This is a genomic window from Kitasatospora sp. Xyl93 (assembly GCF_055383135.1).
In genome coordinates this window covers 6,877,002-6,890,263 of record NZ_AP029185.1, presented here as the reverse complement: position 1 = coordinate 6,890,263, position 13,262 = coordinate 6,877,002, and the positions used below count along the sequence as shown (strand labels likewise).

Below are 13,262 nucleotides of genomic sequence, written 5' to 3'. Positions count from 1 at the left end.
CGCTAGTTGGATTTTCCTACCCATTGGTCCATTCGAACGACGAGGAGCCACCCGGTGCCCGAGCTGCCACCCCCGATCACCGTCGTCGGGATCGGGGCCGACGGCTGGCCCGGCCTCGCCGCCGGTTCCCGGGCCGCGCTGCGGGAGGCCGAGGTCGTCGTCGGCGGCCCCCGCCAGCTGGACCTGCTCCCCCGCGAGGAGGTCAGCGCCGAGCGGGTCCCCTGGCCGTCCCCGCTGCGCCCGGCCGTCCCCGGACTGCTCGCCGCCCACGCCGGCCGCCGCACCGCCGTCCTGGCCAGCGGCGACCCGATGTTCTACGGCATCGGCCGCACCCTCGCCGAGACCGTCGGCGCCGAGCGCCTGCGCGTCCTGCCGCACCCCTCCTCCGTCTCCTACGCCTGCGCCCGGCTCGGCTGGCCGCTGGAGGCCACCGAGGTGGTCAGCCTGGTCGGCCGGCCACTGGACACCCTCTCCCTCGCCCTCCACCCCGGCCGCCGCCTGCTGCTGCTCAGCGCCGACGCGGCCACCCCGGCCGCCGTCGCCGGGCTGCTCACCGCCCGCGGCTACGGCACCGCCCGGCTACGGGTGCTCGAACAGCTCGGCGCCCCCGCCGAACGCCACCTGGACGGCGCCGCCGACGGCTGGCCGCACCCCTCCGGCGACCCGCTGAACGTCATCGCCGTCGACCTCGGCGACGGCCCGCGCACCTCCCTCGTCCCCGGCCTGCCCGACACCGCGTACGAGAGCGACGGGCAGCTCACCAAGCGCCACGTCCGCGCCGCGACCCTCGCCACGCTGGCCCCCTCCCCCGGCGAACTGCTCTGGGACGTCGGCGGCGGCTCCGGTTCGATCGCCATCGAGTGGCTGCGCGCCCACCGGGACTGCCGGGCCGTCAGCGTCGAGCGCGACCCGGTGCGGGCCGAGCGGATCGCCCGCAACGCCGCCGCCCTCGGCGTGCCCCGGCTCCGCGTGGTGACCGGCCCCGCCCCCGCCGCGCTCACGGAACTCCCCTCCCCCGACGCCGTGTTCATCGGCGGCGGCCTCACCGCGCCCGGCCTGTTGGACGGTTGCTGGGCCGCGCTGCGCCCCGGCGGCCGGATCGTCGCCAACACCGTGACGCTGGAGTCCGAGGCGCTGCTCACCGAGTGGTACCGGCGCCACGGCGGGGAGCTCGTCAAACTCGCCGTCGCCCACGCCGTCCCGGTGGGCGGCTTCACCGGGTGGCGCCAGGCCATGCCCGTCACCCAGTGGTCCGCCGTGAAGCCCGACGCTGTCACGTCCGACGGCGTCACGTCCGACGACAGCAAGCCCGACGCCGTCAAGCCCGAGACCCCTCAGGAGAACGCCTCGTGACCGTCCACTTCATCGGAGCCGGCCCGGGCGCCGCCGACCTGATCACCCTGCGCGGCCAGCGCATCCTGGCCCGCGCCGAGGTCTGCCTGTACGCGGGCAGCCTGGTGCCGCGCGAGCTGCTGGACGAGTGCCCGCCCGGCGCCCGGCTGATCGACACCGCGCAACTCAACCTGGACCAGATCACCGCCGAGCTGGTCGCCGCGCACGAGGCCGGTCAGGACGTGGCGCGGCTGCACTCCGGCGACCCGTCCGTCTTCTCCGCCGTCGCCGAGCAGATGCGCCGCCTGGACGCGGCCGGCGTGCCGTACGAGGTGGTGCCCGGCGTGCCCGCCTTCGCCGCCGCCGCGGCCGCGCTGAAGCGGGAGCTGACCGTACCGACCGTCGGCCAGACCGTCATCCTCACCCGGATCGCCAAGCGCGCCACCCCGATGCCCGAGGGCGAGGACCTCGCCACCCTCGGCCGCAGCGGCGCCCTGCTGGTGCTGCACCTGGCCGCCGGGTACGTGGACGACGTGGTCGAGCAGCTGCTCCCGCACTACGGCGCCGACTGCCCGGCCGCCGTGGTCGCGATGGCCAGCCGCCCCGACGAGCTGGTGCTGCGCGGCACCGTCGGCGACATCGCCGAGCAGGTGAAGGCGGCGGGCGTGGTCCGCACCGCCGTCATCCTCGTCGGCCGGACGCTGGCCGCCGAGCAGTTCCGCGACAGCCACCTCTACTCGGCGGACCGCGAGCGCCCGCACGAGCCCTGCGGGGCGTGATGCGGCACGTCCTGGTCCTCGGCGGGACCACCGAGGGGCGGGCGCTGGCCGCCGAACTCGTCCCGGCCGGCCACCGGGTCACCAGCTCGCTGGCCGGCCGGGTCGCCCGACCCCGGCTGCCCGCCGGGGAGGTGCGGATCGGCGGCTTCGGCGGGCCGGCGGGGCTGGCCGACTGGCTGCGCGCGGAAGACGTGGACGCGGTGGTGGACGCCACCCACCCGTTCGCCGCCGGCATCTCGCGGAACGCCGCCCTCGCGGCCGCCGACACCGGCGTCCCCCTGCTGGTGCTGCGCCGCCCCGGCTTCACCCGGGTGGACGGGGACCGCTGGCTCCCCGTCCCCTCGCTCGCCGCGGCTGCCGACCTGGTGCCCCGGCACGGGGAGCGGGTCTTCCTCACCACCGGCCGGCAGAGCGTCGCCGCCTTCGCCCACCTGGACGGGGTCCACTTCGTCGCCCGCTCGGTGGACCCGCCCGAACCTCCGCTCCCGCCTTCCTTCGAAGTCCTCCTGGACCGCGGCCCGTTCACGGTCGAGGGCGAGGAGGCGCTGCTGCGCAGGCACCGGATCGACGTCGTGGTCACCAAGGACAGCGGCGGCGCCGCGACCGCCGCCAAGCTGACCGCGGCCCGCGAACTCCGCCTGCCCGTCATCATCGTGGAGCGCCCGCCGGTCCCGGAGGGCGTACCGGTCGTACCCGATGTCCCGGGCGCGCTGCGCTGGCTGGAACAACTGCGGTAGAACGCCCGAACCGGGCGCCGTCCGTCGAGGCCGGGGAGCGGCGAGACCCCGGGCCCGGGGGAAATAGCGGGCAGACCTGCCGGCGGGCGGGCAGGATGGCCCGATGACCGATGACCAGCGCACCCAGGCCCCCCGTACCGCCGACGAACGCGCCACGCTGGCGGGCTTCCTGGACCACCAGCGCGACACCCTCGCGATGAAGTGCGCGGGGCTCACCACGGAGCAGCTCCGCACCCGGGTGCTGGAACCGTCCGGGCTCTCCCTGCTCGGGCTGGTCCGCCACCTCGCCGAGGTGGAGCGAGGCTGGTTCCGCAACGTCCTCAACGGCGAGGACGTGCGCGGTTTCTGGGGACGCCGCCCGGACGGCGCCTTCGCCGAGTTCGACGTCGAGTCCGCCGACCCGGACGAGGCCTTCGCGATCTGGCGCCGCGAGTGCGACCACGCCAGGGAACTCGTGGCCGCCGCGGAGTCGTTGGACGTCCTGGGCCACCACGGCGAAGAGGTCTTCTCGCTCCGCTGGATCCTCACCCACATGATCGAGGAGTACGCCCGCCACAACGGCCACGCCGACCTGCTCCGCGAACACCTCGACGGCACCACCGGCGAGTAGCACCGACGCGTCCGGGAGCGGCGAGTAGCACCGGACGGCGCCGGGCCGGGCCGGAACGACGCCGGAACGCCACCGGCAGCGAGGGAGCGAGCAGGACGTGCGGACCCGCCAGAAGGAACGCGAGACCCCCGGGCCGTCCGAGCCCTGGAACGAGATCGTCCCCGGGCTCTGGATGGGCGGGCACTACTTCACCCCGCCCGGCGGCGAGCTGGAACCCGCGATCGTCCGCACCGGGTTCGATCTGGTGGTCAGCCTGTTCACACTCCCCGGGCACGGCCCGGCACCGGGAGTGGAGCACGTCGTCCGGGAGGTTCCCGACGCCCCGCTCTCCCCCGGTCAGCTGCTCGCCGTCCAGGAGGCGGCGGAGCTCACCGCGGCCGCCGTCCGGCGGGGGCGGCGGACGCTGGTGCGCTGCCACTCCGGGTACAACCGCTCGGGCCTGGTGGTGGCGCAGGCGCTGGTGGGGCTCGGGTACGACGGCGGTGAGGCGGTCCGGCTGGTCCGGGAGCGGCGTTCGCCCTGGGCGCTGAACAACGCGGTGTTCGTGGACTACCTGGACACCGGGCTGGAGGTCGCCGTGCTGCTGACCGGCCTCAACGGGTGAGGCCGGTCAGCGGCATGGCGGCTCATCAGATGTCGCGGAAGGTCTCGATCTGGGCGCCGATGGAGTTGAGGCGCTCGGCCAGGTCCTCGTAGCCGCGGTTGATGACGTAGACGTTGCGCAGGACGGAGGTGCCCTGGGCGGCGAGCATGGCGAGCAGGATGACCACGGCGGGGCGCAGGGCCGGCGGGCACATCATCTCGGCGGCGCGCCAGCGGGTGGGACCCTGGACCAGCACGCGGTGCGGGTCGAGGAGCTTGACGTCGGCGCCGAGGCGGGTCAGCTCGGTCAGGTAGATCGCGCGGTTGTCGTACACCCAGTCGTGGATCATCGTGGTGCCGTGCGCGGCCGCGGCGATGGCGGCGAAGAACGGCACGTTGTCGATGTTGATGCCGGGGAACGGCATCGGGTGGATGGTGTCGATCGGCGCGGTCAGCTTGGAGGGGCGCACGGTGAGGTCGACCAGCCGGGTGTGGCCGTTGTGGGCCGGGTACTCGGGGGTGCGGTCGTAGTCGAGGCCCATGCCCTCCAGCACCGCGAGCTCGATCTCCAGGAACTCGATCGGCACCCGGCGGATGGTCAGCTCGGAGGAGGTGACGACGGCGGCGGCCAGCAGGCTCATCGCCTCCACCGGGTCCTCGGCCGGGGTGTAGTCGACGTCGCAGGTGATCTCCGGGACGCCGTGCACGGTGAGGGTGGTGGTGCCGATGCCCTCGATCCTCACGCCCAGCTCCTCCAGGAAGAAGCAGAGGTCCTGGACCATGTAGTTGGGCGAGGCGTTGCGGATGACGCTGACGCCGTCGTGCCGGGCGGCGGCCAGCAGGGCGTTCTCGGTGACGGTGTCCCCGCGCTCGGTCAGCACGATCGGCCGGTCCAGCGGGGCGCCCGGCTCGACCGAGGCGTGGTAGGCGCCGCCGGTGGTGGCGACCTCCAGGCCGAAGCGGCGCAGCGCGGTCAGGTGCGGCTGCACGGTGCGGGTGCCGAGGTCGCAGCCGCCCGCGTACGGGATGGCGAAGCGCTGGGCGCGGTGCATCAGCGGGCCGAGGAACATCAGCACGCTGCGGGTGCGGCGGGCCGCCTCGACGTCCATCGCCGCGAGGTCCAGTTCGAGCGGCGGGGTGAGTTCGAGGTCGCGGCCCTCGTTGATCCAGCGGCTCTTGACGCCGATGCTGGTGAGCACCTCGAGGATGCGGTAGACCTCCTCGATCCGGGCGACGCTGCGGATCGTGGTGCGCCCGGTGGTCAGCAGCGAGGCGCAGAGGATCGCCACGCAGGCGTTCTTGCTGCTGCGGACGTCGATCGCGCCGGAGAGCCGGGTGCCGCCGGCGACGCGCAGGTGCATCGGGCCGGAGTACCCGAGGGAGACGATCTCGCTGTCGAGGGCTTCGCCGATGCGGGCGATCATCTCAAGGCTGACGTTCTGCTTGCCCTGTTCGATGCGGTTGACCGCGCTCTGGCTGGTTCCGAGGGCCTCTCCGAGCTGCGCCTGGGACCAGCCGCGGTGCTGGCGCGCGGTACGGATGAGGGTGCCGATACGGGTGAGGTAGTCGCCTGTCACTCGCCAGACGATATCTCATGGTTGAGATGACGACAGGACGAGGGCCCGGCATGGTGCGCTATTTGTCCGTTTCTCACCCCGTATGGACGTCAGTTCTCCACATCACCAGGTGATGTTGTCACGCCGCCGTGACACTCGTGACATTGTCACGGCCCCAGCGGCTCCGCCCGGCCGACGACCGTGCCCGCCCGGTCGATGCAGATGACGTCCACCGCGACCGGCGAGCCCAGCAGCACGCCGAGCGCCGTCGCCCGGGCCGCCTCGGCGACGAGGTCTCCGAGCGGCACCCCGGCCGCCCGGCACAACTGCACCGCCTCCAGTGCGGTGTTGGCGCCCGCGACCGCGTCGACCAGCGCCTCGTCCGCCCCGCCCTGCCGGGCCAGTCCGGCCAGGTACCCCTTGTCCACCTGGGAGCGCGCCGAGTGGAGGTCGAGGTGGCCGGCCGCGAGCTTGGACAGCTTGGCGAAGCCGCCGGCGATGGTCAGCCGGGGCACCGGGTGGCGCTTGAGGTACTTGAGGACGGCGCCGGCGAAGTCGCCCATGTCCAGCAGGGCGTCCTCGGGCAGCCCGTGCTCCGCGACCGCGACCTTCTCCGAGGTCGAGCCCGTGCAACCGGCCACGTGGGTGCGCCCCGCGGCCCGGGCCACGTCCACCCCGCGGCGGATCGAGTCGATCCAGGCCGAGCAGGAGTAGGGGACGACCACCCCGGTCGTGCCGAGGACGGACAGACCGCCGAGGATGCCGAGCCGGGGGTTCCAGGTGGAACGGGCGATCTCCTCGCCGTGGTCGATCGAGATCTCGACCACCACGTCCCCGCTGCCGCCGTGCGCGGCGGCCACCTCGGCGACGGCGTCCCGGATCATCTGCCGGGGCACCGGGTTGATCGCGGGCTCGCCGACGGGCAGCGGCAGGCCGGCCTTGGTGACCGTCCCCACCCCGGGGCCGGCCCGGAACACCACCCCGGTGCCGGGCTCGCCGGACCGCACGGTCGAACGGATCAGCGCGCCGTGGGTGACGTCGGGGTCGTCGCCCGCGTCCTTGACCACCCCGGCCATGGCGGCAGCCGGCCGGGCGTCCGTGCCGGTCGGGACCATCGTGCCGGTCGGGTCCGTCGCACCGGTCGGGTCCGTCGTACCGGTCGGGTCCGTCGTACCGGTTGAGTTCGTCGTGCCGGTCGGGACCACCGCATGCGCCGGCTCCCCGGCCCCGGTCAGCTCCTCGGCGGCGAGGGCGAAGGCGGGCTGCTGGCCCTTGGGCAGGGTGATGACCACCGGGTCCGGGAACTCGCCGGTGAGCAGCGCCGTGTACGCGGCCTTGGTGGCGGCGGTGGCGCAGGCGCCCGTCGTCCAGCCGGGCCGCAGTCCGCTGCTCTTCAGCTGGCCGGCCCGGCCTCCCGCTCCCGCCTCGGCTCCCGCTGCGGCCACCTGCGCCCCGTTTCCGACGGCGCCCGCGCCGTCCTGCTCCGCTCCGGCGACCGCACCGGCCGCCAGTCGCCGATTTTCCCCCACCCGGCCCGGCGGGACCCGACCGGGGTCGCGGGACCCGACCGGAGTCGCGGGACCCGATCGAGTGGCGGGACCCGACCGGGGTGGCGGCGGCCGCGTCGGGCGCGGGTCGGCGATTCCGGTGGCGCGAGGTGTGAAGGCGCGCCGCCCCGCGTTCCCGAAGAGTTCTCCGCATGGGCCTCGCCCACCGTGCCTACCAGTGAGTAATCTGGCGGTCCGCCAGAAAGCGGGTTCATGACACACGTGGGCCCGGCCGGGGACGACCGCCCCGCCGGGCCATCAGTATGTGGGGGTTATTTGTGGCAGGGATGAGTCGGCGTACGTTCCTCACGGGTACGTCGGTGGCCGCGGCCTGGTCGGCCTTGTCGCTGGGCGGCGCGCAGTTCGCCTCGGCCGCGGCGCGCGACCAGGCGCTGGCGACGACGGCCGCGCGGGCGGTCAGGATCACCGGGACCACGCTGGAGCAGGTGGCCACGCCGGTCGGCACCGGCGGCTACAAGCGACTGACGGCCGGACCGGGCTGGCCGCTGGTGGTGCGCGGCGACCTGGCGTCGGCGACCGCCGGCCGGGACGACCGCCGGACCGGCCTCGCCAGCTTCGTCCAGTTCAGCGACCTGCACCTGGTGGACACCGAGTCCCCGGTGCGCTTCGAGTACCTGGCCAAGCTCAACGGCAGCGCCTACCGGCCGCAGGAGGCCCTGAACGCCCGCGGCGTCTCGGCCCTGGTCGAGCGGGTCAACTCGCTCGCCGGCGGCCCGCACACCGGGATGCCGTTCAGCATGGTGATGGCCACCGGCGACAACACCGACAACCACGAGCTCGCCGAACTCGACTGGTACCTCAAGGTCATGGGCGGCGGCCGGCTGGCCCAGAACACCGGTGACCCCAACCGCTACGAGGGCGTGCAGAACTCCGGCAACGCCGCCTACTGGAACCCCGAACTCGCCTACAGCGACGGCTACAAGGCGAAGGGCTTCCCGCAGATACCCGGTTTCCTGTCCGCCGCCGGACGCCCCTTCGACGCGCCGGGCCTGCGCACGCCCTGGTACACCACGGTCGGCAACCACGACGACAGCATCGAGGGCTCGCTGCCGGACTTCGGACTGCTGAACGACCTGTACACCGGCCAGTACAAGCTGGAGGGCTGCGACGACGCCACGGCCGCCCAGCTGACGGACTCGCTGCGCCGCGACCCGGCGGGCGCCGTGCTGCTGCTGGCGAAGCTGCTCGCCGACGGCGACCTGGTGCGCAAGGTCACCCCCGACGAGCGCCGCCGGCCGTTCACGCTCAAGGAGTTCGCCAAGGCCCACCTGGACCCGGCGGTCACCGGCGCCGGCCCGTACGGGCACGGATTCACCTCGGACATGGTGAACAGCGGGAAGCTCTACTACACCTTCCGCATCTCGGAGAAGGTGGTCGGCATCAGCCTGGACACCACCAACCAGGCCGGGTTCGCCGACGGTTCGCTGGGCACCGCGCAACTGCGCTGGCTGGAGCAGCAGTTGAAGGCCCACAGCGGGCACTGGTACGACGCCGACGGGCGCCGGGTGACGGGCGGGAGCACGGACGAGCTGATCCTCGTCTTCAGCCACCACACCAGCGGCACCATGGGCAACCTGCTGCCGGACCCGCGCAACATCTTCGAGGGGCGGCACGACGGCAACGAGCTGGTGGCGCTGCTCCAGCGCTACCCGAACGTCGTCGCGTGGGTGAACGGGCACACCCACATGAACAAGATCACGCCGCACGGGCACACGGTGCCGGAGCGGGCGTTCTGGGAGATCAACACCGCCTCGCACATCGACTACCCGCAGCACGGGCGGATCATCGAGATCGCGGACAACGGGGACGGCACGCTCTCGCTGTTCACCACGCTGATCGAGTCCTCGGCGCCGTACGGGACGGACTTCGGCGGCACTTCGGACGCCAACCTCGCGGCGCTCTACCGCGAGCTGTCGTACAACGACCCGAACGGCCGCCCGACGGCGCTGCTGGGCTCGGGCGGGGACCACAACACCGAGCTGCTGATCACCAAGCCGACCCGGTAGCGGGTGGCGGGAGCGCGCTACGGGCCGACGGCTGACGGCTGACGGCTGACGGCTGACGGCTGACAGAGAACAGCTGACGGCGAACGGATAACAGATGACAGCGAACAGATGATGAAATCTGTTCGCTGTCATCTGTTCGCCCGTCAGTCCCCCGTCACTCCTCCGGGTACCGCCGCGGCGTCCAGACGACCTCCACGCCGCCGCCCCGCTCGACCGCCCGGGTCTGCGAGGAGCCGATCAGCAGGATGGTCCGCATGTCGACCAGCGCCGGGTCCAGCTCGCCCAGCCGGACGATCCGCACCCGCTCGGTCGGGCCGCCGACGTCGCGGGCCATCACCACCGGGGTCTCCGGGGCCCGGTACTCCAGCAGCAGGTCCCGGGCGAGCCCGACCTGGGTGGTCCGGGACTTCGAGCCCGGGTTGTACAGCGCGAGCACCAGATCCGCCTCGGCCGCGGCGCGCAGCCGCTTCGCCACCACGTCCCAGGGCTTGAGCCGGTCCGAGAGCGACACCGTCGCGTAGTCGTGGCCGAGCGGGGCGCCGGCCCGGGAGGCGGCCGCGTGCGCGGCGGTCATCCCCGGGAGCACCCGTACCGGGACGTCCCGGTACGCCTCCTCGCAGGCGACCTCCAGCACCGCGGTGGCCATCGCGAACACCCCCGGGTCACCGGAGGAGACCACCGCGACGCGGTGTCCGCGCCGGGCGAGGTCCAGGGCGAACTCGGCGCGCTCCGACTCCACCTTGTTGTCCGAGCCGTGCCGCTGCTGCCCCGGCCGCTCCGGCACCCGGTCCAGGTAGGTGGTGTAGCCGACCAGGTCGGTGGCCTCGGCCAGCGCACCGCGCGCCTCGGCGGTCAGCCAGAGCGGTCCGGCCGGCCCGGTGCCGACCACGGTCACGCTGCCGACGCCGTCCGACAGCCGGACCTCCGGCTCCAGCGGCGCGACCTTGCTCGGCAGCACCGCGACCGAGAAGTACGGCACCGTCTCGCCGTCGACCTCGGCGAGCGGCGCGACCCGCTCGCCCGCCATGAAGGCCCGCTCCACGTACTGCGCGTCCGCCAGCCGCCCCGCCCGCTCCAGGGCCCGGCGGACGGTCGGGAAGGTGCGCCCCAGCTTCATGATCACGGCCGAGTCGGCGGCCGCGATCCGCGCCGTCAGCTCCTCCTCGGGCAGTGTCCCGGGGATGACGGTGAGCGTCTCCTCGGCCTCGGTCAGCGGCTGCCCGAGCCGGGCGGCAGCCGCGCTGAGCGAGGTCACGCCCGGCACCACCTCGGTCGGGTAGCGGTGCGCGAGCCGCTTGTGCATGTGCTGGTAGGAGCCGTAGAAGAGCGGGTCGCCCTCGGCGAGGACCACCACGTCGCGCCCGGCGTCCAGGTGGGCGGCCAGCCGGGCGGCGGCCTCCGCGTAGAAGTCGTCCAGCGCGCCCCGGTAGCCGCCGGGGTGGTCGGTGGTCTCGACGGTGAGCGGGTAGACCAGCTTCTCCTCGATCTGACTACCCGTCAGGTACCGTTCGGCGATCGAGCGCGCGATGGACCGGCCGTGCCGGGCGCTGTGGTAGGCCACCACGTCCGCCTTGCCGATGAGTTCGGCGGCGCGGACGGTCACCAGCGACGGGTCGCCCGGGCCGAGTCCGACCCCGTACAGCCGACCCGTGGTGTTCTGACGGTCCGTCACTCTTCCTCGCTCGCAATCGCGTTGATGGCGGCGGCGGCGATCGCGCTGCCGCCGCGCCGGCCGCGCACCACCAGGTGCTCCAGGCCGGACGGGTGCTCGGCCAGGGCCTGCTTGGACTCGGCGGCGCCGATGAAGCCGACCGGGACGCCGATCACCGCGGCCGGTCGCGGCGCGCCCGCCTCGATCATCTCCAGCAGCCGGAACAGCGAGGTCGGCGCGTTGCCGACGGCGACCACCGCGCCCTCCAGCCGGGGCAGCCACAGCTCCATGGCCGCGGCGCTGCGGGTGTTGCCCATCGCCCGGGCGAGTTCGGGCACCGACGGGTCGGTGAGGGTGCAGATCACCTCGTTGTCGGCGGGCAGCCGCTTGCGGGTGACGCCGCTCGCGACCATGTTGACGTCGCAGAGGATCGGCGCACCGGCGCGCAGCGCGGCGCGCGCGGAGGCGACCACGCCGGGCGAGTACACCAGGTCCTCGACCAGGTCGACCATCCCGCAGGCGTGGATCATCCGCACCGCGACCTGCGAGACGTCCGCCGGGAGGGCGGCCAGATCGGCCTCCGCGCGGATGGTGGCAAAGGACTGGCGGTAGATGGACGCGCCGTCCTTCTCGTACTCGATCACTTCGTGGTCCTCCTGGCCTCGGCGACCGCCTCGGCCATCTCCTCGTTCGTCACGTCGACGCTCGCCGCATTGACGACCGTCGCATCGGCGGCGGTCGCGGTGGCCGTCGTTCCGGCCCCCGCCCCGCCGACCGACTCGTTCACCGACCCGTTGACCGCCTCGTTCACCGACCCGTTCACCGTCACCCGGTAGCCGCGCCCGGTGGCGAGCACGTCCACCCACCGCCCGGCCGGGTGGCCGCAGCGCCGTTCACAGCCCGACCAGTGGACGGGCAGCACACCGGCGAGAGCGGTACCGACGGGAGCGGCACCGGCACCGGGCGCACCGGCGAGGCCGGACCCCGCGGCGACACCGGCCGCGCCGGCGTCCAGCGCCCGGGCCGCGTCCGCGCGGACGTCGGCCAGCGACTTGGCGCAGCCCGGCAGCCCGGTGCAGGCGGTGGCCCGCTCCCAGGCGGAGCCCGGCTCGGTGCGGAAGCCGGCCGCGGCGAGCGCGGGCAGCCGGTCGGCCGGAGCGCCTGGCAGCACCGCCCCGCGCCAGGGGGTCAGCCGCAGTTCACCGGCCGAGGCGGCGACCAGCGTCCGCCACTGCCCGGCGCTCGCCCGGCCGAAGCGCAGTCCCACCGAGAGCCCGCCGGGCAGCGCGCCGACCGCGGGCGCGGTGCCGGCGAAGGCGGGCAGCGGCACCGAGCCGGCCGGCAGCAGTTCGGGGACCTCGCGCAGGTGCCAGGCCTTGCGCCCGTTCGTCCGCAGCGCCGCCAGGAAGGAGCGGGCCGCGTCCAGTACGGCCGTGACCTCCCGTCCGGTCTCGACCGGGTGCCCGCGGCCGTCCCGTCCGAGGCGCAGCAGCCGGGTGCCGTCCGGGCTTGCGATCAATGTCACATCGGCGTCGAGCGCGGCGACGTCGCCCCGGCCGTCGTCCAGCGCGAACAGGAACTTGCCGGAGAGCCCGGCCGCCCAGTCGCTCGCACAGAGCCGCGCGTCCAACTCCCGCACCCAGGACTGCACATCGGCGCCACCGGGGGCGTCGGCCGGGTCCAGTCCCGCGGTCGGCGAGGCGACGATGTTGCGGACCCGCTCGTGGGTGTCCGAGGGCAGCAGCCCGACGGCGCGCAGCCGGTCGGCGAGCTCGGCGGCGCAGTGCGGGGCCAGGCCGCGCAGCTGGACGTTGCCGCGCGAGGTGGTCTCCAGCTCACCGTCGCCGAGGGCCTCGGCCGCCTCGGCCAGCGCGAGCGCCTGACGGCCCGTCAGCAGCCCGCCGGGCAGGCGGATTCGGGCCAGGGCGCCGTCGTCGGCCGTATGCAGACGAAGCGCTCCGGGACAGGCGTCCGCACGCCCCCGGTCGGGCACCTCCCGGTCGGGTCCTGCGGCGCCCGGCGCGGTGGCGTCGGGTGTCGGTGGCATGGCGGCGAGCATACAGATGATCCGATCGCTTGCCTCCGTCCGCTGCATCACACCCCCGGTCCCGCGCCCCGGCCCGCACCCCTGCCCGCGCCCAGCCCAGGTACCGCCGCAGGTACCGCCACGGGAGCCCTCCCGGGTGTCGGACGTCGCCCCGGGTGCCCGGCCGTCCGAAAGCTCACCCTCCCCCAGCTCAGCCGTACCCCGTACGATGCTGGCGGACGGTCCCCCGCGGACCGTCCGCACGCCAGCGACGGCGCAGGGGAGGAAACCGGTGCGAACCCGGTGCGGTCCCGCCACTGTGACCGCGGTTCACCGGTAGACCGGTCAGCCGCGGGAGCCAGGAACTCCTGCCGTCCTCCACCGGCCCGGGGCGCGGACCCCGAGGAAGGCAGAA

General features: G+C 74.2%; 11 protein-coding genes and 1 riboswitch. Of the genes, 6 read left to right on the top strand and 5 right to left on the bottom strand.

Annotated features, from left to right (window positions below; translation table 11 throughout):
• The first annotated feature begins 54 nt into the window (after positions 1–54).
• The 5 genes from cbiE to ACZ5GH_RS29890 all read left to right on the top strand — a co-directional run bounded on the left by cbiE (position 55) and on the right by ACZ5GH_RS29890 (position 4,062).
• The gene (cbiE, locus tag ACZ5GH_RS29910; protein ID WP_464335832.1) at positions 55–1,353 is read left to right on the top strand and encodes a precorrin-6y C5,15-methyltransferase (decarboxylating) subunit CbiE; all 1,299 of its coding nucleotides are present in this window, start codon (positions 55–57) and stop codon (positions 1,351–1,353) included.
• Entirely contained in the window at positions 1,350–2,111 is a 762-nt protein-coding gene (cobM, locus tag ACZ5GH_RS29905) for a precorrin-4 C(11)-methyltransferase (RefSeq protein ID WP_387756682.1), read from the top strand. Before cbiE ends, cobM begins: the two co-directional genes overlap by 4 nt.
• Positions 2,111–2,848: a cobalt-precorrin-6A reductase gene (locus ACZ5GH_RS29900; protein ID WP_464336894.1), complete on the top strand. Its 738-nt coding sequence runs from the start codon at positions 2,111–2,113 to the stop codon at positions 2,846–2,848. The genes cobM and ACZ5GH_RS29900 overlap by 1 nt, the downstream gene beginning before the upstream one ends.
• A gap of 103 nt (positions 2,849–2,951) precedes the next feature.
• Complete coding sequence (locus tag ACZ5GH_RS29895; protein WP_464335831.1) at positions 2,952–3,458, top strand: DinB family protein; 507 nt, start codon at positions 2,952–2,954, stop codon at positions 3,456–3,458.
• Positions 3,459–3,555: 97 nt separating this feature from the next.
• Positions 3,556–4,062, top strand: coding sequence for a protein-tyrosine phosphatase family protein (locus tag ACZ5GH_RS29890; protein ID WP_464335830.1), 507 nt, complete (start codon positions 3,556–3,558; stop codon positions 4,060–4,062).
• Positions 4,063–4,087: 25 nt separating this feature from the next.
• Here the strand turns inward: ACZ5GH_RS29890 and ACZ5GH_RS29885 are convergent, their stop codons facing one another.
• Both ACZ5GH_RS29885 and ACZ5GH_RS29880 read right to left on the bottom strand, forming a co-directional pair.
• A complete protein-coding gene (locus tag ACZ5GH_RS29885; protein ID WP_387756685.1) occupies positions 4,088–5,617 on the bottom strand; it encodes a UDP-N-acetylglucosamine 1-carboxyvinyltransferase in 1,530 nt (509 codons plus the stop codon).
• 146 nt (positions 5,618–5,763) lie between these two features.
• Positions 5,764–7,041, bottom strand: a complete 1,278-nt coding sequence (locus ACZ5GH_RS29880; RefSeq protein WP_464335829.1) for a cobalt-precorrin-5B (C(1))-methyltransferase — start codon at positions 7,039–7,041, stop codon at positions 5,764–5,766.
• A gap of 389 nt (positions 7,042–7,430) precedes the next feature.
• On the opposite strand from ACZ5GH_RS29880, the gene ACZ5GH_RS29875 reads away from it, so the two are divergent.
• Positions 7,431–9,170, top strand: a complete 1,740-nt coding sequence (locus ACZ5GH_RS29875; RefSeq protein WP_387756687.1) for a TIGR03767 family metallophosphoesterase — start codon at positions 7,431–7,433, stop codon at positions 9,168–9,170.
• Positions 9,171–9,324: 154 nt separating this feature from the next.
• Here the strand turns inward: ACZ5GH_RS29875 and ACZ5GH_RS29870 are convergent, their stop codons facing one another.
• The 3 genes from ACZ5GH_RS29870 to ACZ5GH_RS29860 are packed head-to-tail and all read right to left on the bottom strand — an operon-like array spanning position 9,325 to position 12,868.
• The gene (locus ACZ5GH_RS29870) at positions 9,325–10,842 is read right to left on the bottom strand and encodes a precorrin-2 C(20)-methyltransferase (RefSeq protein WP_464335828.1); all 1,518 of its coding nucleotides are present in this window, start codon (positions 10,840–10,842) and stop codon (positions 9,325–9,327) included.
• Positions 10,839–11,465, bottom strand: a complete 627-nt coding sequence (locus ACZ5GH_RS29865) for a precorrin-8X methylmutase (RefSeq protein WP_387756688.1) — start codon at positions 11,463–11,465, stop codon at positions 10,839–10,841. Before ACZ5GH_RS29865 ends, ACZ5GH_RS29870 begins: the two co-directional genes overlap by 4 nt.
• Positions 11,462–12,868 (bottom strand): hypothetical protein, encoded by a 1,407-nt coding sequence (locus tag ACZ5GH_RS29860; RefSeq protein ID WP_464335827.1) that lies wholly within the window; start codon positions 12,866–12,868, stop codon positions 11,462–11,464. The genes ACZ5GH_RS29865 and ACZ5GH_RS29860 overlap by 4 nt, the downstream gene beginning before the upstream one ends.
• Before the next feature lie 261 nt (positions 12,869–13,129).
• Positions 13,130–13,215, top strand: a riboswitch (cobalamin riboswitch).
• Positions 13,216–13,262: the final 47 nt, after the last annotated feature.